General features: G+C 60.3%; 27 protein-coding genes and 1 pseudogene. 10 read left to right on the top strand and 18 right to left on the bottom strand.

Features of this window, described 5'->3' with window-relative positions:
* Positions 1 to 89 precede the first annotated feature (89 nt).
* Genes rnc through acpS form a run of 3 tightly spaced genes read right to left on the bottom strand, consistent with a single transcriptional unit; the run spans position 90 to position 2,080 of the window.
* Positions 90 to 770 (bottom strand): ribonuclease III, encoded by a 681-nt coding sequence (gene rnc, locus ACRZ9X_RS10635; RefSeq protein WP_480518564.1) that lies wholly within the window; start codon positions 768 to 770, stop codon positions 90 to 92.
* Entirely contained in the window at positions 767 to 1,603 is an 837-nt protein-coding gene (gene lepB, locus ACRZ9X_RS10630) for a signal peptidase I (RefSeq protein WP_480518562.1), read from the bottom strand. The genes rnc and lepB overlap by 4 nt, the downstream gene beginning before the upstream one ends.
* 57 nt (positions 1,604 to 1,660) lie before the next feature.
* A complete protein-coding gene (gene acpS, locus ACRZ9X_RS10625) occupies positions 1,661 to 2,080 on the bottom strand; it encodes a holo-ACP synthase (RefSeq protein ID WP_480518560.1) in 420 nt (139 codons plus the stop codon).
* Positions 2,081 to 2,198: 118 nt separating this feature from the next.
* Between acpS and ACRZ9X_RS10620 the strand changes: the two genes are divergently transcribed.
* The gene (locus ACRZ9X_RS10620; protein ID WP_480518558.1) at positions 2,199 to 3,047 is read left to right on the top strand and encodes an alpha/beta hydrolase family protein; all 849 of its coding nucleotides are present in this window, start codon (positions 2,199 to 2,201) and stop codon (positions 3,045 to 3,047) included.
* Positions 3,048 to 3,151: 104 nt separating this feature from the next.
* Here ACRZ9X_RS10620 and ACRZ9X_RS10615 read toward each other — a convergent pair.
* The 7 genes and pseudogenes from ACRZ9X_RS10615 to folK all read right to left on the bottom strand — a co-directional run.
* Positions 3,152 to 3,256, bottom strand: a pseudogene (locus tag ACRZ9X_RS10615) (holo-ACP synthase); the annotation flags it as partial.
* A complete protein-coding gene (locus tag ACRZ9X_RS10610) occupies positions 3,253 to 3,717 on the bottom strand; it encodes a hypothetical protein (RefSeq protein ID WP_480518556.1) in 465 nt (154 codons plus the stop codon). The pseudogene ACRZ9X_RS10615 and the gene ACRZ9X_RS10610, both read right to left, overlap by 4 nt.
* Before the next feature lie 6 nt (positions 3,718 to 3,723).
* A complete protein-coding gene (locus ACRZ9X_RS10605; RefSeq protein WP_480518554.1) occupies positions 3,724 to 4,470 on the bottom strand; it encodes a pyridoxine 5'-phosphate synthase in 747 nt (248 codons plus the stop codon).
* Positions 4,463 to 5,161: a DUF2062 domain-containing protein gene (locus tag ACRZ9X_RS10600; RefSeq protein WP_480518552.1), complete on the bottom strand. Its 699-nt coding sequence runs from the start codon at positions 5,159 to 5,161 to the stop codon at positions 4,463 to 4,465. The genes ACRZ9X_RS10605 and ACRZ9X_RS10600 overlap by 8 nt, the downstream gene beginning before the upstream one ends.
* Positions 5,162 to 5,177: 16 nt before the next feature.
* Positions 5,178 to 7,310, bottom strand: coding sequence for a RelA/SpoT family protein (locus ACRZ9X_RS10595; protein WP_480518550.1), 2,133 nt, complete (start codon positions 7,308 to 7,310; stop codon positions 5,178 to 5,180).
* Positions 7,311 to 7,336: 26 nt separating this feature from the next.
* Entirely contained in the window at positions 7,337 to 7,690 is a 354-nt protein-coding gene (gene rpoZ / locus ACRZ9X_RS10590) for a DNA-directed RNA polymerase subunit omega (RefSeq protein ID WP_170356736.1), read from the bottom strand.
* A gap of 94 nt (positions 7,691 to 7,784) precedes the next feature.
* Positions 7,785 to 8,354, bottom strand: coding sequence for a 2-amino-4-hydroxy-6-hydroxymethyldihydropteridine diphosphokinase (gene folK, locus ACRZ9X_RS10585; protein ID WP_480518548.1), 570 nt, complete (start codon positions 8,352 to 8,354; stop codon positions 7,785 to 7,787).
* A gap of 137 nt (positions 8,355 to 8,491) precedes the next feature.
* On the opposite strand from folK, the gene ACRZ9X_RS10580 reads away from it, so the two are divergent.
* The 7 genes from ACRZ9X_RS10580 (at position 8,492) to ACRZ9X_RS10550 (ending at position 12,938) form a co-directional block, all read left to right on the top strand.
* A complete protein-coding gene (locus tag ACRZ9X_RS10580) occupies positions 8,492 to 9,067 on the top strand; it encodes a LabA-like NYN domain-containing protein (protein WP_170686665.1) in 576 nt (191 codons plus the stop codon).
* Between the two features lie 191 nt (positions 9,068 to 9,258).
* On the top strand, positions 9,259 to 10,209 hold the full coding sequence (gene ispH / locus ACRZ9X_RS10575) for a 4-hydroxy-3-methylbut-2-enyl diphosphate reductase (protein ID WP_480518546.1): 951 nt from the start codon (positions 9,259 to 9,261) through the stop codon (positions 10,207 to 10,209).
* The gene (locus ACRZ9X_RS10570; protein WP_480518544.1) at positions 10,206 to 10,658 is read left to right on the top strand and encodes a DUF3429 domain-containing protein; all 453 of its coding nucleotides are present in this window, start codon (positions 10,206 to 10,208) and stop codon (positions 10,656 to 10,658) included. The genes ispH and ACRZ9X_RS10570 overlap by 4 nt, the downstream gene beginning before the upstream one ends.
* The gene (locus ACRZ9X_RS10565) at positions 10,655 to 11,242 is read left to right on the top strand and encodes a class I SAM-dependent methyltransferase (RefSeq protein WP_480518542.1); all 588 of its coding nucleotides are present in this window, start codon (positions 10,655 to 10,657) and stop codon (positions 11,240 to 11,242) included. The genes ACRZ9X_RS10570 and ACRZ9X_RS10565 overlap by 4 nt, the downstream gene beginning before the upstream one ends.
* Positions 11,235 to 11,702: a ribonuclease HI gene (gene rnhA / locus ACRZ9X_RS10560; protein WP_480518540.1), complete on the top strand. Its 468-nt coding sequence runs from the start codon at positions 11,235 to 11,237 to the stop codon at positions 11,700 to 11,702. The genes ACRZ9X_RS10565 and rnhA overlap by 8 nt, the downstream gene beginning before the upstream one ends.
* Positions 11,699 to 12,322, top strand: a complete 624-nt coding sequence (locus tag ACRZ9X_RS10555; RefSeq protein WP_480518538.1) for a trimeric intracellular cation channel family protein — start codon at positions 11,699 to 11,701, stop codon at positions 12,320 to 12,322. The genes rnhA and ACRZ9X_RS10555 overlap by 4 nt, the downstream gene beginning before the upstream one ends.
* A 16-nt stretch (positions 12,323 to 12,338) precedes the next feature.
* Positions 12,339 to 12,938, top strand: coding sequence for a COG3904 family protein (locus ACRZ9X_RS10550; protein ID WP_480518536.1), 600 nt, complete (start codon positions 12,339 to 12,341; stop codon positions 12,936 to 12,938).
* Here the strand turns inward: ACRZ9X_RS10550 and speB are convergent.
* From speB to def (ACRZ9X_RS10520), 6 genes are read right to left on the bottom strand one after another with little or no spacing between them, the layout of a single operon-like run.
* On the bottom strand, positions 12,935 to 13,756 hold the full coding sequence (gene speB, locus ACRZ9X_RS10545) for an agmatinase (RefSeq protein WP_480518534.1): 822 nt from the start codon (positions 13,754 to 13,756) through the stop codon (positions 12,935 to 12,937). The two genes, ACRZ9X_RS10550 and speB, sit on opposite strands and share 4 nt — an antisense overlap.
* Before the next feature lie 26 nt (positions 13,757 to 13,782).
* Positions 13,783 to 14,019, bottom strand: a complete 237-nt coding sequence (locus ACRZ9X_RS10540) for a GlsB/YeaQ/YmgE family stress response membrane protein (protein ID WP_480518532.1) — start codon at positions 14,017 to 14,019, stop codon at positions 13,783 to 13,785.
* A gap of 1 nt (position 14,020) precedes the next feature.
* Positions 14,021 to 14,257, bottom strand: a complete 237-nt coding sequence (locus ACRZ9X_RS10535; protein WP_480518530.1) for a hypothetical protein — start codon at positions 14,255 to 14,257, stop codon at positions 14,021 to 14,023.
* Between the two features lie 6 nt (positions 14,258 to 14,263).
* Positions 14,264 to 15,178 carry a methionyl-tRNA formyltransferase gene (fmt, locus tag ACRZ9X_RS10530; protein ID WP_480518528.1) on the bottom strand — a complete coding sequence of 305 codons (915 nt, stop codon included), beginning with the start codon at positions 15,176 to 15,178 and terminating at the stop codon, positions 14,264 to 14,266.
* Between the two features lie 23 nt (positions 15,179 to 15,201).
* Entirely contained in the window at positions 15,202 to 15,696 is a 495-nt protein-coding gene (def, locus tag ACRZ9X_RS10525) for a peptide deformylase (RefSeq protein ID WP_480518526.1), read from the bottom strand.
* A complete protein-coding gene (gene def / locus ACRZ9X_RS10520; protein ID WP_480518524.1) occupies positions 15,693 to 16,211 on the bottom strand; it encodes a peptide deformylase in 519 nt (172 codons plus the stop codon). Before def (ACRZ9X_RS10520) ends, def (ACRZ9X_RS10525) begins: the two co-directional genes overlap by 4 nt.
* 94 nt (positions 16,212 to 16,305) lie before the next feature.
* Between def (ACRZ9X_RS10520) and ACRZ9X_RS10515 the strand changes: the two genes are divergently transcribed.
* Positions 16,306 to 17,478, top strand: a complete 1,173-nt coding sequence (locus ACRZ9X_RS10515) for a MalY/PatB family protein (protein ID WP_480518522.1) — start codon at positions 16,306 to 16,308, stop codon at positions 17,476 to 17,478.
* Positions 17,479 to 17,512: 34 nt separating this feature from the next.
* On the opposite strand, the gene ACRZ9X_RS10510 is transcribed toward ACRZ9X_RS10515, so the two are convergent.
* Positions 17,513 to 17,866, bottom strand: a complete 354-nt coding sequence (locus ACRZ9X_RS10510; protein WP_480518520.1) for a hypothetical protein — start codon at positions 17,864 to 17,866, stop codon at positions 17,513 to 17,515.
* 209 nt (positions 17,867 to 18,075) lie between these two features.
* Here ACRZ9X_RS10510 and ACRZ9X_RS10505 point away from each other — a divergent pair, with 209 nt between their 5' ends.
* The gene (locus ACRZ9X_RS10505; RefSeq protein ID WP_480518518.1) at positions 18,076 to 19,065 is read left to right on the top strand and encodes a glutathione S-transferase family protein; all 990 of its coding nucleotides are present in this window, start codon (positions 18,076 to 18,078) and stop codon (positions 19,063 to 19,065) included.
* Here ACRZ9X_RS10505 and ACRZ9X_RS10500 read toward each other — a convergent pair.
* Positions 19,047 to 19,409: a response regulator transcription factor gene (locus ACRZ9X_RS10500; RefSeq protein WP_480518516.1), complete on the bottom strand. Its 363-nt coding sequence runs from the start codon at positions 19,407 to 19,409 to the stop codon at positions 19,047 to 19,049. The two genes, ACRZ9X_RS10505 and ACRZ9X_RS10500, sit on opposite strands and share 19 nt — an antisense overlap.
* Between the last annotated feature and the right edge of the window lie 99 nt (positions 19,410 to 19,508).

Genomic DNA, 19,508 nt, shown 5'->3' with positions numbered 1-19,508 from the left:
ACAGTGACGGGGGGGGGCCAGCCCCCCAAACCCCCCGGGATATTTTTAGCCAGATGAAAAGCGGATCATGTGCGTGGTGGATTTGCGACTCATGCCATAAGTGAGGTGAGCAACGCCTTGGCTGCGGCTTGCTCGGCCTGACGTTTAGATCCTGCGGTAGCCTGCGCTTCGGTGCCGTCCTGCAGGCGAGCGGCAATGGTGAAGATGGGGGCGTGGTCGGGGCCGGTGCGTTTGACCTCGATATAGGACGGTGGTTTCTGACCGCGGGCTTGCGCCCATTCCTGCAGCGCGGTTTTGGCGTCGCGCGCATCGGCCTCGACCGTGTGAATGCGATCCCCCCAGAGCGCGAGAATGACGTCGCGGGCGGCTTCGAACCCTGCGTCGCGGTAGATGGCCGCGATGACGGCCTCCATCGCATCACCCAGAAGGGCTTGTTTGCGGCGTCCACCCGAGAGCATTTCGGACCTGCCCAGCTTCAGCACTGCGCCCAAATCGATCTGGCGGGCGACATCGGCGCAGGCCTCCTTACGCACCAACGCATTGAAACGTGGGGCCAACTGACCTTCCGAGGCTTTTTTGTCGGCCTCAAGCAGCGCGGTGGCCATGACGAGACCTAATACGCGGTCACCCAGAAATTCGAGTCTCTGATTGTCCGGTCTTGTAGGCGAGGAGACAGAGCCGTGGGTCAGGGCGCGCACCAGCAGCTCAGCGTCGGAGAATTCATAGCCCAACCGCCGCTGGAACGCCTTTATCTCTGCCGATAGCTTCAATTGACCGCCTTAAAATAGCGATCGCTGCGCCAGGTCCAGAAGAACAGCATCGAACGCCCGGAGGATGAGAACATGATCCTGTCCGCGCGACCGATCAGATCCTCAAAAGGCACATAGCCGACACCGCCAGCCGATTGCGGCAACCGACTGTCGGCCGAATTGTCCCGATTGTCTCCCATGAAGAAATACTCTCCCTCTGGCACGACATAGACACCGGTGTTGTCGGATCCCTGGTTGCCGATATTGAGAACTTCGTAAGATACACCGTTCGGCAGCGTTTCTATGAAACGGGATTTTTCACACGCTCCGCCGATGCCAACCGGCCCGTTCTCGCATCGCGGGCTGAGGCCCTGAGGGCCCTGACGCGCGGCGACTTCAGTAAATACTCCATCCGGCTTCTGCGGAACTTGCGTCCCGTTCAGGATGATCTGGCCCTCGCGGATCTGAATGCGATCCCCCGGCAACCCGATCAGGCGTTTGATATAGTCGCGCCCGGTGACAGGATGGCGGAATACGATGACATCGCCCCGTTCCGGTTCACCACCGAAAACGCGGGAGTTGTCGCCCTGCATCCAGCCGCACAGGTCTTCGGCATCCACATTCAGACCAACACTGGGGATGATCAGACTGGGGCAGGAAGCGTAGGAATACCCATAGGCCATCTTGTTGACGAACAGGAAATCACCGATCAGCAGAGTCGGTTTCATCGACCCGGACGGAATCCAGAAGGGTTGAAAGAACAGTGTGCGGAAAACGCCCGCGATCAGAAGGGCGTAGACGATGGTTTTGATCGTCTCCCAGACGGCGTTTCCTGATTTGGCTTCCTCGGCCATACTGCTCTCCGGTCCTTGATTGGTTGGGGTGCTACATGCGGGGCAGATTGGGGCAAGTCAAGGCCGTGCGGCCGCATCGTGAAGCGGGCGCGCCTCGATCACCACGAAGGCCTGTGCCCAGGGATGGTCATCGGTCAGAGTTACGTGGATGATCGCCTCGTGCCCGTCGGGTGTCATCTCGCGCAGGCGTTCCGCCGCCCAGCCCGTGACATGCATCACTGGCTGGCCTGTCGCCAGGTTGGTGACGGCCATGTCCTTCCACGCGATGCCCATGCGCAGGCCGGTGCCCAGCGCCTTGGAGCAGGCTTCTTTTGCCGCCCATCGCTTGGCGTAGGTTCCCGCGGTATCCGCGCGCCGTTCGGCCTTGCGCTGTTCGGTCTCGGTGAAGACGCGGTTGCGGAACCGGTCGCCGAAGCGGTCAAGCGTGCCCTGAATGCGGTCGATATTGGCGAGGTCTGTGCCGATGCCGAGGATCATGTGTTTCTCATTTCTGCTGTGGCGACAATCAACGGCAATTTGGTCCCGTTGGCAAGCCGATGGCCTGCGGGGGCAACCCTGTTATATTGAAATGAAAGCTTAAGCGGGGAGAGGCCGGATGATCACCAGACTTATGACCGCGATCGCGCTGGCCGCTGCGGCCATGGGCACCGCCGTCCTGGCGGCTCCGCGCGATTGCGGAAGCGAAGAGAATCCGTGTCGGGTCGGAGATCTGACCTATCGCGTGGTCCTTCCCGAAGACTCCGAGAACGCACCCGGCGTCATCTACCTGCATGGATATGCAGCCACAGCAAACTCGGCCGTCAAGCTGCCAAGCCTTGCGCGGGCGTTTACGGATCGGGGGATCGCGTTGATCGTGCCCGATGGTCAGGTCGATGTTGGCAACCCCAAGGTGTTGGATTGGGGTGTGCATGACGGTCATCGCTGGCCCAGAGATGACCTGAAAGCCCTGGATCAAATCAAGGCCGATGCAATAAGTCGGTTTGGGTTGAATGCGGACCGCATCCTGCTGGCAGGGTATTCACGCGGCGGGTCGATGGTTTGGGACAAAGCCTGTTACAATCACGATTTTGCCTTCGCCTACGCGTCCGCATCCGGCGCATTCTGGGAGCCGATGTGGCGGCGGTGCAGCGGCCCGGTTCATATGCATCACTCGCATGGTTTTGCCGATCGGACAGTTCCGCTCGAAGGCCGGGTTGTCGTTTTCGGCGGCTACGAATTCGAACAGGGCAGCGTCATGAAGTCGGTAGAATTGCTGACCCGCACCAATGGCTGCGGCCAGATGGCAAACGACGTAAGCATCGAGACCGAAACCTGGCAAAAGCACTGGAGCAAGTGCGAGGCGGGCTCAATTGTGCTGTCTCTTGGTCCACACGGCCACGGCAGACAAGCGGATTGGGCAGATCGGGTGGCCGAGTGGTTCGTGGAACTCTCTGCTGCGCCCTAAGCCAGAGAGATCGTCAATCGGTTTTCCTCGCCAATCAGGAAGTGGCCGATGTTCAACTCGCGCACCTCGGCCCCGATACGGGGGGCGACGTCGATCTGGCGCTATTCGGTTTCGGTGAAGACGCGGTTGCGGCACCGGTCGCCGAAGCAATCGAGCGTGCCTTGAATGCGGTCGATATCGGCGAGGTCTGTGCCGATGCCGAGGATCATTGTCCGCGTTCTCTTCTCCGCTGATAGGCCGAATAGCCGGTTTGGACGCCAACAACGAATGAGAACCGGCAAATGATGATCATAACCAGCGACGAGGCGACAATCTTGATGATGGCCCGGAATAAGGAGCCCATATCGAAGTCCGGAATTCTCAAATCTTCAAAAACAAATAGAAAAGCCAGTAGGCCCAGCGCAGCGCCCAGAGCGCTCACGACCATCATACGCGCCAGAATCCAACTTTTGACGGCGGGGCCGCATTGCATTCCGCGGCGACCAGCATCAAACCCGTATAAGAATGCGGCAAAAAGCATTCCGGCAAAAACCGGGAACGACCGGAAGGGCCATTCAAAACCAAGCAGGATTCTCATCCAGCTGAGCCCAATCAGGCTCACGCACAGATAGCCGAGAAAGTATCCCCGATGCAGACCGACTTTCTCATTCCTGGCAAGTAGCGCTTTCACAGATCTCTAGCCCCGCGCCTCGTCCATCAGCCTCCGCATCTCGGTGATCGCCGGTGTCAGCCCCAGAAAAATCGCCTCGCCGATCAGGAAGTGGCCGATGTTGAGCTCGCGCACTTCGGGGAAGGCGGCGACGGGTTTTACGGTATCATAGGTCAGGCCGTGGCCTGCGTGGACTTCCAACCCCAGCGAATGGGCATAGGCGGACATGTCGCGCAGGGCGTCCAGTTCGCGGGCGGCCTCGTCCGGTTTGCCCTCGGCGTGGAGGTCGCAATAGGCGCCGGTGTGCAGCTCGATCACCTCGGCCCCGATACGGTGGGCCGCTTCGATCTGGCGGCGATCGGCGGCGATGAAGATCGACACACGGCAACCGGCCTCGCGCAAAGGGGCGATGAAATGCGCCAGCTTGTTTTCCTCGCGCGCGACTTCCAGCCCGCCTTCGGTGGTGCGTTCCTCGCGCTTTTCGGGGACGATGCAGACGGCGTGCGGTTTGTGGCGCAGGGCGATCTGCTGCATTTCGGGGGTTGCGGCCATCTCGAAGTTAAGCGGCACGGTCAGCGCATCCATCAAGCCTTCGATATCGGCGTCAAGGATATGACGGCGGTCTTCGCGCAAGTGGGCAGTGATGCCGTCGGCCCCGGCCTCTTCGGCCAGTTTCGCGGCGCGGATCGGATCAGGGTAGGCTCCGCCGCGTGCGTTGCGGATGGTGGCCACGTGGTCGATATTCACGCCCAAACGCAATTGGTTATCAGACATCGCTTGATTCCTTTCCCGACTTCTGGCCCGAGCCTAGTGGGTTTGCAACGGAAACGGCAGTCTCGGTTTCGGCCAAACGTTTGATTTCTTCGAACTTCGCCTTGATCTTGGCCCGGCGGCGTTGCTGATAGGTGCGGATCAGCGGCAGGCTGAGGTAACCGCAAACCACGCCGGCCACGATGCCCGGAATGACGCCACCCACCATGTAGGGAAAAAACACATCATCATAAAACCGACTGAGCCCGTGCCAGTCGGCTTCCCGTTCGGTGAACATGGCGATGCAATTGTCTTTCAGATCACCGATGGCTCCGGCGAATTTACCCATCAACCCATGGGTGTCATCCTTGTCAAACCGGGTCCCCAGCAGGAAATGCCCCGTTTGCAGGCTGACGACACCGATGGGGACATAAGTGAGAGGATTGCCGAAAAACGTCCCGCTGAGCGCGGCCAGAATATTCCCGTTGATAAGACGCGCCAGAACGGCGGCCACCACGAAATGCATACTGTAGAACGGAGTGAACGCCGCAAAGACCCCCGCCCCGATCCCGCGCGCAATGCGCTCAGGCGAATCTGGCAAACGGCGGACGCGATGTTTGACATAGTGAAAAGCGCGGGTCCACCCACCCTTCGGATAGACGAATTCTGATGCGATCCGGACAGGCGAGCGTCGATCTCGGCGCTTGAATACCACTCCTGATCACCCCTTCTCAGCCAGCCGCAACTGCGGTCTTGGTCCTGTCCCGATACCGTTCAACCGCGGCAACGTCGCTTTCGGCCTCAAGCATAAGCATCAGCGAATGCAACTGCTCCAGATCGCGTAGTTCGACGCTGATCAGAAGACGATAAAAATCCGGTTTGCGGTCCACAAATTCCAGGTTGGAGATATTGGCCTTTTTCTCACCGATCAATGTACAAATACGTCCCAGTACACCGGCGTCGTTTCCAATCGTTACATCCAGTGTCACCCCATAGACCGCAGGATGCGTCCCCGAATGCCAGTGCAGATCGACCCAGCGATCCGGCTCGCTTTCGAACTCGGTCAGGCGGTCGCAGTCGATGGAATGCACCACAACACCCTTGCCGCGATAGGTAATCCCGACGATCCGCTCTCCGGGCAGCGGTTGGCAACAGGGCGCGCGGTCGAATTTCTGGCCGGGTTCAAGACCGATCACAGCGCGGCGCAACGGGATGGCGTCGCCTTCGTCCTGCGTCAATTCCGGGTAGACGGCGCTGACGACATCATGCGCGGTCAGCTCGGCACTGCCGAGACGCGCCAGCAACTCATGCCGGTCTTTCAGACGCAGGTGCTTGGCGGCCGTGTCCAATGCCTTTTCGGTGGCCTTGCGCCCCACATGTTCGAAACCTGACCGCGCCAGCTCTTTGCCAAGCTTGATGAACCGTTCCCGGTCCACTTCCCGCAAAGCGCGACGGATGGCGGTGCGGGCCTTGCCGGTCACTGCGATCTCGAGCCATGTCACCTGTGGGGTCTGGCCATCGGCGGTGATCACGTCGACCGATTGACCATTCTTGATCCGGGTCCACAAGGGAACGCGGATGCCATCGACCTTGGCCCCGACACAGGCGTGCCCGATCCGCGTGTGGATGGCATAGGCGAAGTCAATCGGCGTCGCACCGCGCGGCAGTTTCACCACGTCTCCCTTGGGGGTGAAACAGAAGACCTGGTCGGAATACATCTCAAGCTTGACGGCTTCGAGGAAATCTTCGTGATCCTCTTCGCTGTCAAATTGCTCGGTCAGGTTGGCAATCCACTTGGCCGGATCGACAGCAAATGGGTTTTCGGACCGGACGCCATCGCGGTAAGACCAATGCGCCGCGACACCGGTTTCGGCGACATCGTGCATCTGACGGGTGCGGATCTGAACTTCGACCCGTTTGCCGTCGCGTCCCGAAACGGTGGTGTGGATCGAACGGTAGCCGTTTGATTTCGGCTGGCTGATGTAATCCTTGAACCGCCCGGGCACCGCGCGCCAACGCTGGTGGATCGCACCCAGTGTCCGGTAACAATCCTCCTCGGTCTGCGTGATGATGCGAAAGCCGTAAATATCGGACAGGCGCGAGAAGCCCTGATCTTTCTCCTGCATCTTGCGCCAGATCGAATAGGGTTTCTTGGCGCGGCCAAAGACCTCGGCATCAATCCCGGCCTTTTCCAATTCGAACCGCATGTCGCCGGTGATGCGATGGATTACGTCACCGGTTTCGCGTTGCAAGGTGATAAAACGGCGGATAATCGACTGACGACCTTCGGGGTTCAACACACGAAAAGCGAGGTCTTCCAACTCCTCGCGCATCCATTGCATCCCCATGCGACCGGCAAGCGGCGCATAGATATCCATCGTCTCGCGCGCCTTGACCACCTGCTTTTCCGATCGCATCGCCTTGATCGTGCGCATGTTGTGCAGGCGGTCGGCCAGCTTGACCAGAATGACCCTCAGGTCTTTGGACATAGCCATGAACAGCTTGCGGAAATTCTCGGCCTGTTTGGTTTCGCGGCTCGACAGCTGCAGGTTGGTCAGCTTGGTGACGCCATCAACCAACTTGGCAACCTCGTCTCCGAACAGATCCGAGACCTTGCCGTAATTGGCTTTGGTATCTTCGATCGTGTCGTGCAGCAGGGCTGTGATGATCGTAGCATCATCCAGACGCTGTTCGGTCAGGATGGCGGCGACGGCAACGGGATGGGTAAAATAGGGCTCGCCGGAATGGCGTAACTGACCGTCATGCATCTGATACCCGAACTCGTAAGCACTGGCGATGCGGTCAGCATTTGTCTTGGGGTTGTAGTTGCGGACCAGCGCAATCAGGTCTTCAGCAGAAATCATCCGGTCCGCACCTTCGTGTCTGGGGATTACCCCTGGCCTTGCGCCTCCATCAGAGCGCGCAGAAGCTTTTCTTCGGACATGTCGTCATCTGCGGGCTTGTCGGATTCCGCGCCCATCAGCAGGGCCATCTGATCCTCTTCCGGCTCGTCAACCTCGATCTGGGTCTGGTTGGCCTCGATCAGACGCTCGCGCAATTCGTCAGCGCTCTGGGTTTCGTCAGCGATTTCGCGCAGGGACACGACCGGATTCTTGTCGTTGTCACGATCCACGGTGATCGCCGCACCGGCGGAAATCTCACGCGCACGATGGGCGGCAAGCATCACCAGTTCAAACCGGTTTTGTACCTTGTCTACGCAATCTTCTACCGTCACGCGGGCCATGGGGCGCTCTCCGTTAGTGAATCCATGTCAGGAAGAGGTTTATCTAAGGGCGAATCCCCGCCTTGACAAGCAGGAAATACCGCAAATGCAATGCTCACAACGGTGTGACGGCGGCAACATCCCCGGCTGGCAGGTCGCTGATCATCTCGTCGACCGTCTTGCCCAGAACCGGATGGTCCCAATCGGGCGCGACATCGGCCATCGGAACCAGAACAAAGGCGCGATCCTGCAGGCGTGGATGCGGCAGGATCAGGCGTTCAGGCGCCGACTTGATCTGATCTTCGGCCGGCAAGGTCAACCAGCGCTGAAATTCGGCCCGATCGGGCCTGACTTGATCGCCCCAGCACACCAGATCCAGATCCAGCGTCCGCATGCCCCAGCGTTGCTCGCGGGCCCGGCCGAATTCATGCTCGATACGATGCAGGATCTGCAACACGGTTTCGGGATCAGAAACGGTTTCGATCAAAACCGCCGCATTGACATAATCCGGCCCCGCCCCGGCCGGAAAGCACGGAGTGGCATAAAACCGACTGGTCTTGCGAATCACCAAACCCGCTTCGGACATGGCCGTCAGCGCGTTTTTTAGTGTCACATTGGGTCCGTTTCCTCTCAGGCTGAGATTTGCGCCGAGCGCAATAACAGCCATTGACCCTGATTTGATCATATTTCACCCCATATTCGGACAAGAGAATGCTTGCGATAAGACCCAAAAGACCTATTTTAGGGACACCATTGCGCTGACCATTTTTCTTCACTCACGGATCTCAAGGCGCGGTGGCTTATACCGGAAGGACCATTTTTATGTTTTACAAAGACGAACGGCTAGCGCTGTTCATCGACGGCTCGAATCTTTATGCAGCCGCCAAAGCACTGGGGTTTGACATCGACTACAAGTTGCTGCGCCAGGAATTCATGCGCAGAGGCAAACTGCTTAGAGCTTTCTATTACACAGCGCTACTGGAAAACGACGAGTATTCCCCGATCCGTCCCCTTGTTGACTGGCTGCATTACAACGGCTTCACCATGGTGACGAAACCGGCCAAGGAATACACCGACAGCATGGGGCGTCGGAAGGTCAAAGGGAACATGGACATCGAACTGACTGTCGATGCTATGGAACTGGCGCCGCGTGTTGATCATATCGTGCTGTTCTCGGGCGATGGGGATTTCCGCCCGCTGATTGCCAGCCTTCAGCGTCAGGGTGTACGCGTTTCGGTGGTTTCGACCATCCGCAGCCAGCCGCCTATGATCTCGGATGAGCTGCGTCGTCAGGCCGACAACTTCATCGAACTTGAGGATCTGCGCGACGTGATCGGACGCCCTCCACGTGAAATGCCAGCCGAGCCGCGCAGCGTTGCGGCGGCTGGCGGGCACTAATCCCCGGCCACTCACTTCCGGGGAAAATTGGCGCGGTCAGGATGTCACCACCCTGACCGCGCTTCTTTGTAAAGGGACAGGTACTAAAATCAGCCCTTTGCTAACAGCGATTCATGTCAGGTAAATGACGCGCTCCTGTCTGGACCATGGCAATGAAAAGACTTACCTGTCTCAGACAAGGAGACAGTGACATGACCAAGCCGCCCCTGACCCTTTATCTTGCCGCCCCGCGCGGGTTTTGCGCCGGCGTGGACCGGGCCATCAAGATCGTGGAAATGGCACTGCAGAAATGGGGCGCGCCGGTCTATGTGCGCCACGAGATCGTGCATAACAAATTCGTCGTCGACGGTCTGCGCGCCAAGGGGGCAGTGTTTGTCGAGGAGCTGGATGAATGCCCCGATGATCGCCCGGTTATCTTTTCCGCCCACGGCGTGCCAAAATCAGTTCCCGCCACCGCCGCCCAGCGAGAGATGATCTATGTCGATGCCACCTGCCCTCTGGTGTCGAAAGTGCATGTCGAGGCGCAGCGCCATGCGGATGCAGGCCTTCAGATGATCATGATCGGCCACAAAGGCCACCCCGAGACGGTCGGAACCATGGGGCAACTGCCGGACGGCGAGGTGCTGTTGGTCGAAACGGTTGAGGATGTGGCGCAGGTTTCCGTACGCAACGCCGAAAAACTGGCCTTTGTAACTCAGACCACCCTGTCGGTGGACGATACCAAGGATATCATTGCCGCGCTTGAGGCGCGCTTTCCCGCCATTGTCGGGCCGCACAAGGAAGACATCTGCTACGCCACCACCAACCGGCAGGAGGCAGTAAAGGCGGTCGCGCCCAAATCCGACGCACTACTTGTCGTCGGTGCTCCCAATTCCTCGAATTCCCGCCGTCTGGTCGAGGTCGCCTCGCGCGCGGGATGCACCTACGCGCAACTGGTTCAGCGCGCGACCGAGATCGACTGGCGCGCGTTGGAAGGCATCTCAAGCGTCGCCGTGACTGCCGGGGCTTCCGCGCCCGAAGTGCTGGTGAATGAGGTGATCGACGCCTTCAGCGACCACTATGATGTCACCGTCGAGCTGGTCGAGACCGCGGTGGAAAACGTGGAATTCAAAGTGCCCCGCGTCCTGAGGCAACCGGCATGAGCGGCATCCCCCGCGCGCCGCTGTTCCTTGGGCTGGCCGGGCTGCTCCCCTTTCTCTGGGGCGCTCTGACCTATCTGAGTGGCGATCTGAACGATTGGGGCCGTCAGGCGCTGGGGTCGCGTTTCGTTGGGCCTTATATCCAGCTTTTCTATGGCTCTGTGATCCTCAGCTTCATGTCCGGCGTGTTGTGGGGCTTTGCCACCAAAACCTCGGGCAGCAAGGCGGCGACCTGTTACGCACTGTCCGTTCTGCCCGCGCTTTGGGCGTTTTTCATGACCGGCGGCGGGCCAGTCGGTGCCGGGACGAACCTGATGTACGGGTTCGCCGGGTTACTCGTGCTGGATGCGCTGTTCTCGTACTGGCGGCTGACCCCGGTCTGGTGGATGCGCCTGCGCATCTTGCTGACCTGCGTGGTCTTGGCCTGTCTTGCGGTAGGAGTTTACCTGTGACCGACGAACGAACGATCGACGCCTATACGGCGCGTGTGGCTGACTATCTGAAAATTCCCCTGCCCCCTGAACAGCTTGAGGCGCGGCAGGCCTTTGCCGAAGCCGTCGGTGCAGGTGGCACTGTGCTGGATCTGGGCTCGGGGCCGGGATCGGACAGCGCGTTTCTGATGCGGCAAGGGCTGAAGGTACGTGCGCTGGATGCCACACCTGCCTTTGTCGATCATGCGCGCGAAAACGGCGTGGACGCGCATCTGGGCACGTTCGATGATGTCTCGGAAGTGGCGGAATATGACGGTGTCTATGCCAGCTTTTCTCTGCTGCACGCGCCGCGCGCCGATTTTTCCCGCCATCTGGGTGCAATCCACACGGCGCTGAAACCCGGTGGTCAACTGTTTCTTGGTATGAAACTGGGCACGGGCGAGCATCGCGACGGCATTGATCGATACTATACCTATTACTCGGAGGCCGAGATTGAGGCCGCTCTGACCGAAGCCGGGTTCACCATCGACCGCGCTGTCAAAGGGGTGGGCAAAGGTCTGGCCGGGTCATATGACGGGTTCATTCTGGTGTTTGCCCATGCCTGATCTTTTTGCCTATACCGATGGAGCCTGTTCCGGCAATCCCGGTCCCGGAGGCTGGGGCGTGCTGCTGCGCGCGATGGATGGCGAGACTGTCCTGAAAGAGCGAGAGCTGAGCGGCGGCGAGGCGGAAACCACCAACAACCGGATGGAACTGCTGGCGGCCATCAGCGCGCTGGAAACGCTGGAGCGGCCCTCGACACTGACCATCGTCACCGACAGTGCCTATGTGAAGAACGGCGTGACGGGGTGGATTTTCGGGTGGAAGCGAAACGGCTGGAAAACCTCGAACAAAAAGTCGGTCAAGAATGTCGATCTGTGGCAGCGGTTGGATGAGGCCGCGCAGCGGCACGAAGTGACGTGGGAATGGGTCAAGGGCCATGCAGGCCACCCCGAAAACGAACGCGCCGACGAGCTGGCGCGCGCAGGCATGGCCCCGTTCAAACCCAAGAAAGAGCAGGCGTGAGCGGGCTCGCCCTGCTGGACTACGCCTCGGTTCTGGTCTTTGCGCTGACCGGAGCCCTGGTGGCCAGTCGGGCACAGTTGGATCTGGTGGGCTTTGCCTTCATCGCCTGCCTGACGGCCGTGGGCGGGGGCACGGTTCGGGATTTGCTGCTGGACCGGCACCCGGTGTTCTGGGTGGGCCAGCCAGATTACATTCTGATCGCCTGCGGCGCGGCGGTGCTGGTGTTCTTCACCGCCCATCTGGTGGAAAGCCGGTACAATTGGCTGATCTGGCTGGACAGCTTTGCCTTGTCCATCGCCGTGGCTGCCGGAACGGGCGCCGCGCTATCGCTTGGCCAATCCGGCACCATTGTGGTGCTGATGGGCGTCACCACCGGCTGTCTGGGCGGGTTGATGCGCGATGTGGTCTGCAACGAGGTGCCGCTGGTGCTGAAACAGGGTGAACTCTATGTCTCTTGCGCCTTTGCGGGGGCTTTGACCGCGGTTGTGGCAACTCGGGCGGGACTTGAAGGCCTGCCCGCGCTTGCGCTATGCGCCCTTGTTTGCTGGGCATTGCGGGCCGGGTCGCTGTTTTTCGGATGGCAATTGCCGGTCTACAAAGCCCGGCCGCCGAGGCAATAAGGTTTAGGAATCACCAGTGACCCTCCGATGTTCATATCTGGCTTCGGCGCTGCTGCTGGCGGGATGCGCCTCTCCCTACTCGCCGGTCAGCTTCGTCGCTGAGGGGGATCAGATCGTGGCCAGCGGCACGATCGACCACACAACGCTGGGCGCGTTTGAGGAAATCATCGAAGACCATCCCGACATCAAAACGCTGGTGCTGCAGAATATCGAAGGCTCGGTCGATGATGATGCCAATGTGGTCTTCAGCCGCGTGGTGCGGCAGGAAGGGTTCGACACGGTCGTGCCTTCGGACGGGCTGGTCGCCTCGGGCGGGACAGACCTGTTTCTTGCGGGCAACCGGCGGGTGCTTGAGCCGGGCGCTTGCGTCGGCGTCCACAGCTGGGGCGGCGGCGGGTTTGTGGCCGCAGAGCTGCCCGAGGATCACCCGGAACATGATCGGTATCTGGACTATTTCACAGATATCGGCGTTGATCCCGCCTTTTATTGGTTCACATTGGACGCGGCCTCGGAAAACGAGATGCACTGGATGACCGCAGCCGAGGCGAACCGGTTCGACATGACCACGCGCAGCACTCCGCAACTGGGCAGCGCGGCCAATTGCGAAATCCGCTAGTCGTTCAGCAACCGCGCGCCGATTTCCTTGACGAATTTCGCCGCCACCATGGCCGTCATGCCATAGGGATCGCGGTGTGGGTTCAGCTCGACAATATCCGCGCCGATGAGCTGACCCTGGATGCGGTGGATCAGGTCGATCACCTCACGCGTGCTCAGCCCGCCGGGCTCGTGATGCGACACACCCGGCGCAAAAGCCGGGTCCAGAGCATCCAGGTCCAGCGACAGGTAAACCGGGCCGTCAAAGCTGATCTCAAGATCGGGACGCCAGTTGCGCATGTCGATCACCTCGACCCCGAACCTGTCGGCCTGTTCCTGTTGATGGGCGTTCATGGTGCGGATACCGACCTGCACCAGACGCTTGACCTTGCCAAGCTCCATGACGCGCGCAAACGGGCAACCATGGCCCAGCGGGCCGATCTGCTGACTGTCATAGAGGTCGGGATGGCTGTCGATATGCAGGACATTCAGCCCTTCATACCTGTCGGCATGGGCCTTGATCAGCGGATAGGCCACCGAATGATCGCCCCCCAGCGACAGCACCCGCGCACCGGATTCGATCCGGGCGGCAGCGCCGGTCTCGATCCGGTCGATGGGTTCCTGCCCTATCATCTCGAACACATCCAGATCGCCAGTGTCCCTGAAACGATCAGTCGCGCCCAGATCGGTGCCATCTTCGGCGGTCAGGTTGGCGGCCCCAGAGTGCAACGCCTCGCGGATACGGCCCGGAGCAAAGGCTGGCCCCTGCAGGAATGAGGAATGCAGGTCCAGCGGCACACCCATCAGCGCAACATCACCGGGATTCAAATCGCGGATCATTGATCACCTTTCATTTTGGGCCGCCGTCAGCGCCGCACATAAGTTTGCCACACCCAGATCACCAGCAGTGCCCCCAGCACGGCCCCGACAAAACCCGAGAGCCAGCCCATCACAGCCAGCAAGGTGCGCAGGATCAGCCCACCCACCAGCGCCCCTACGATGCCGATCAGCATGGTGGTGGGGATGTCGGCCTCGATCCGCATCAGGCGGGTGGCGAGGAAACCTGCCGCGGCTCCGATGACGATCAGGGCGACGATGGGCATGTCATTTCCTCCAATGCGTCGGCACGATGATCAGCGCACCGATCGAAGACAAAACCGCGTCCAGACCCGGCAGGCCAAAGCTGATGCCGAACATGATGCGGACGAAATAGAACAGGAAGGCCCCACCGACGCAGATGATGATCGACGGCAGGTAGCCGTTATGGGTAAAGCCCGTTTTCTCGGACAGATAGCCGACGATTCCGGCGATCACGACGGTGCCCATCAGGATCATGAACATCTGGCTTTACTCCGACGTCAGGCGGGTTCCGACCGGAATAGGCCAGCCCCGCAAGAAAGTTTCCCTATCCTGCGCGCCTTTGCCCGCCCTTTGCAAGCGCAGCAGTTCGACCGCGCCTGTGCCGCAGGCCACGGTCAGGTAGCTGTCCAGAACCTCGCCCGGTGCGCCCTGCCCGCCGGCCAGACGTGAGGCGAGAAGTTTGATCCGGTCGCCTCCGATTTCGGTCCATGCGCCGGGGAACGGAGAGAGGCCACGGATGTGCCGGTCAACCTCTGTTGCGGGAGCCGACCAGTCGACCCGCGCCTCGGATTTGTCAATCTTGGCGGCGTAGGTGACGCCTTGATCGGGCTGGGGGTCCGGGGTCAGGTCGGGGAGTTTGGTGAGTGCCTCGACGATCAGGCGCGCGCCCATTCCCGACAGGCGGTCATGGAGCTGAGCGGTGGTCTCCTCAGCCCCGATATCGGTAGCCTCGCGCAGCAAAACGGGGCCTGTGTCCAACCCTGCCTCCATCTGCATGATGCAGATGCCAGTTTCGGCGTCGCCCGCCATGATCGCGCGGTGGATCGGCGCCGCCCCGCGCCAGCGCGGCAACAGGCTGGCGTGGATGTTCAGGCAGCCTTGGGCGGGCGCATCCAGAATGGGTTGCGGCAGGATCAGGCCATAGGCCACGACCACAGCCACATCGGCATTCAGCGCTGCAAATTCGGCCTGGGCTTCGGGTGATTTCAGCGAGGTCGGATGGCGCACATCAAGGCCGAGCGCCTCGGCCCGCGCATGAACCGGGGTCGGACGGTCTTTCTTGCCACGCCCAGCAGGGCGCGGGGGCTGGCAATAGACGGCGACGATCTCGTGGCCCGCATCAACCAGAGCGTCCAGAATAGGGACCGAAAAATCGGGGGTACCCATAAAAATTATACGCATCCGTTCCTCCGTAGGATGGGGTTTCACCCCATCTTCTTGGCCTTGCGCAGCAGCATGTCGCGTTTGACCTTGCTGAGGCGGTCGAAATACATCCGCCCGTTCAGGTGGTCGATCTGGTGCTGCACGCTGGTGGCCTCGATCCCGACGAAATCGCGGCGATCGATCTGGCCCTGTTCGTTGAGGAATTTCACCGTCACCGCGCGCGGGCGTTTCACCTTGGCCGAGACGCCGGGCAGGTTCGGGCTGGCCTCATCATGTTCGCGCAGCTCGACCGAGCTGTGCAGGATTTCGGGGTTGGCCAGACGCACCGCCCGACCCCGCTGGGTCGAACCATCAACGACGGCCAGCCGCAGCATGACGCCGATCTGCGTCGCGGCGAGGCCGACGCCGGGCATCGCCTCCATCGTGTCGATCATGTCGTTCCAGATGGCGCGGATCTCATCGGTGATCTCGGGGACGTCCTCAGCCTTGGTGCGCAGGCGCTTGTCGGGCCATGGCAGGCAGGTCCGCACGGTCATGTGCGGGCCTTTTCGCGCTTGAGCTTCTGCATTTTTCGCGTGATCATTTGGCGTTTAAGCGGCTTGAGATAATCGATGAACAGCTTGCCGTTCAGATGGTCGATCTCATGCTGCACGCAGGTGGCCCAGAGATCGTCGAACGTTTCCTGTTGCAAATTGCCGTCACGGTCCAGCCATGTGACGTCCACCGTTTTGGGGCGGGTGACCTCGGCATATTGCTCGGGGATCGACAGGCAGCCTTCCTCGTAGACATTGGTCTCGTCCGAGGCGGCAATGACCTCGGGGTTGAACATCACCAGCGGTCGCGGGGCCTCGCCTTCTTCCTTGACGCAATCCACCACGATCAGCCGATCCAGCACGCCGATCTGGGGCGCGGCCAGACCGATGCCGGGCGCGTCATACATCGTCTCCAGCATGTCGTCGGCCAGTTTGCGCAGGTCGTCGGTGATATCGGCCACCGGCGCGCAGACCTTTTTCAGGCGGGGGTCGGGATGGATCAGGATATTGCGTTTCATGGGGCTGATTTAGGCCATCGCGCCCGCCACCGCAACGGCCCCCTTGCACATGGCGGAATTGCGGTTAGCTTTCGCCTCGACAGATGGAGATGACATGACTTTCAACGACCTGATCGACCGCCGGGGCACCAACAGCTCGAAATGGGACAAGATGGAGCGTCTTTACGGCGTCTCGCCCGAGGATGGGCTGGCGATGTGGACAGCCGATTCCGACTATGCCACCGCCCCTTGCGTGATCGAAGCGGTGCGCAAGGCGGCGGATCATGGGGCGTTTGGTTATTCGTGGGCGCACCCCGACTATCTGAATGCGATCCAATGGTGGATGAAGACCCGTCACAACTGGGCGATCGACACCGATTGGATTCTGACTTCGCAGGGTCTGGGCAATGCGATTGCGCTGTGTCTGGATGTCTGGAGCGAGCCCGGGGATGGGATCGTCATCTTCTCGCCCGTTTACCACGAGTTTGCCCATAAGGTGAACAAGGCGGGCCGCCGCGTTGTTGAATGCCCGCTGATGCGGGACGGCGAGACCTATGCGCTGGATCTGGACGATGCGCAGTCGCGGCTGGACGGGTCCGAGAAACTGCTGCTGTGGTGCTCGCCGCAGAACCCTTCGGGCCGGATCTGGACGCCCGAGGAGTTGCGCGCGGTGGCGGCGTTTGCCGAACGCAACGGGTTGATCCTTGTGTCCGACGAGGTTCACCACGATCTGGTCTATCCCGGCCATAGCTTCGTGCCGATGGATGTGGCCGTACCGGATGCGCGCCCATGGACCGTGACGCTGACGGCGGCATCGAAGACATTCAACATCGCAGGCCAGCGCACCGGCAACTTGATCATCCCCGACGCCAAGCTGCGGGCTGAGATGCGGCACCGGTTGCAGACGCTGGATTATGATCCCAGCGCGCTGGGGGTGGCGATGATTACCGCCGCTTATAGCCCCGAAGGTGCGGAATGGGTCGACGCGCAGGTCGCGCATCTGGCCGAGAACTGCAGGGTGTTCGACGCCGCAATCGCCGAAATTCCGGGCTTGTGGTCGATGCCGCTGCAGGCGACCTTTCTGGCTTGGGTCGATTTCTCGGGCACCGGGATGGATCACGCCGAGTTTGTGCGTCGCCTGCGCGAAGACGCCCGCATCGCCACCTCATCTGGACCCGGCTTCGGCACAGGGGGCGAAACGTTCGAACGATTCAATCTGGCCACGCAGCGCGCGCGCGTGGAAGAGGCCTGCAGGCGACTAAAGGCTGCGTTCAGCGATTTGCAGTAATACTGGTCCGGCGGCCTGACGGTCGGGCAGCGCCCTACTCGTCAACCCCCAACAAAGCGATCGGCGCATCCGGCGCGCGATAGAAATCCAGCGGAGCTTTGTCGGCGGCCACGGTGTTGCGCTTGAATTCATAGCGCATCTCCCCGGCGGCTTCCTCATCCGCGATGATCAGACATTGGTACATGTGATTGGCGCCGTCGTAGATATCGACCAACCCGCGCAGTCGAGGTGTGGTTTCAGCCTCGACGGTGAATCCATCCTTCCACAATGTTAAAATTTTGAAGGTATTGTCGCCCATTTCCACCCGCAAACGGCTGGATTTCTTCAGGGTCGCGATTCGGGCTGCATCCAATTCAGCGCGAATTTCCTTTGAAACATAGGTACTCATAATAAGGTTCCCCCCCTTAACACTCTCTATTGTGGCCCAGAATTTGTAAAAATCCAGTGAACTGCGTCACGTGATCCAGACAAGGCGCGATCTGTTGCGCAACAATCCCGGATTGTGCGTGGGTGCAGGCCACATGCGCGCGCGATGAAATAGGAACATCCGTTGCGACGTCCTATCTTTGCCCCAATCGCAAAGCGAAAGGACAAACAATGGGCCTGCTTGTTGACGGTGTCTGGCATGACACCTGGTATGACACCAAATCCAGCGGCGGGGCGTTCAAACGCTCGGCGGCGCAATTTCGCAACTGGATCACCGCCGATGGCGCGCCCGGCCCCTCGGGACGTGGCGGGTTCGAGGCTGAATCGGGGCGCTATCACCTCTATGTCTCTCACGCGTGCCCCTGGGCACATCGCACCCTGATTTTCCGAGCGCTGAAGGGGCTGAGCAATCACATCTCGGTCTCGGTCGTGCATCCTGACATGCTGGACAAGGGCTGGACGTTTGAAACGGACACTCATGGCGCCACAGGCGACAAGCTGTTCGGACATGATTTTGCCCACCAGATCTATACCCGCGCCGATCCCAACTATTCGGGTCGGGTCACGGTGCCGATCCTGTGGGACAAGGTGGAAAAGACCATCGTCTCGAACGAAAGCTCCGAGATCATCCGCATGTTCAACTCGGCCTTCAACGGGATCACCGGCAACTCAGACGATTACTGGCCCGAGGCAATGCGGGACGCGATCGAAGAGGTGAACGCGCGCATCTATTCAGACGTCAATAACGGGGTCTACAAATGCGGTTTCGCCACCTCGCAACAGGCTTATGACGCCGCCATTGGCCCGCTGTTCGACACGCTGGATTGGCTTGAGGATCGTCTGGCCCGCAACCGCTATCTGATGGGCGATCGCGTGACCGAGGCCGACTGGCGGCTGTTCACCACGCTGATCCGGTTCGATCCGGTTTATCACCTGCATTTCAAATGCAACCGGCGGCGGTTGATCGATTATCCGAACCTATGGGCCTATACGCGAGAGCTGTACCAGTGGCCGGGCGTGGCCGAGACAGTCAACATGAACCACATCGTGCGCCACTACCACTATAGTCACGAAAGCATCAATCCGCACCGGATCATCCCGGTGAACCCGGTGCTGGATTACGCGGAACCGCATGGGCGGGATCAGCGTCCGGCGGCGTAATGTTCCACCATGGCCGCCAGATCCTCGGGCGGGGTCGAGCTTTGCACATAAGCGCAGGCATTGGCGCTGTGGGCAAAGATGGACCCGTCCGAGAAGAAGGTGGTGTTGGTGACAAAGATCACCCGCGCGTCAGGCCGGCGGTAGCTGGCGAAATCCGCCACCGCCAGCGCGCTGCCGGTTTCCAGAACCAGATCCAGCACGATGATCTCAAAATCAGTGCCGTACAACGCGAGGATCGCCGCCTCTTGCGTTCCGACCAAGGTCACCTCGGCGCCCTGCCTTTGCAGATGCCGCTGCCAGACCCGACCAAGATCGGGGTTACTCTCAACAATCAGTACTTTCATTTGCAACAACCTCGGCACGTGATATGGGTGAGTAGGTGCCGACCCTTGTGATCCGTGATCACGCGATTTCCTTAACAAAGTGTTAACGACAGCCGCACA

Source organism: Ruegeria sp. AL1, from assembly GCF_056540905.1.
This window is presented reverse-complemented; position numbering and strand designations above follow the sequence as displayed.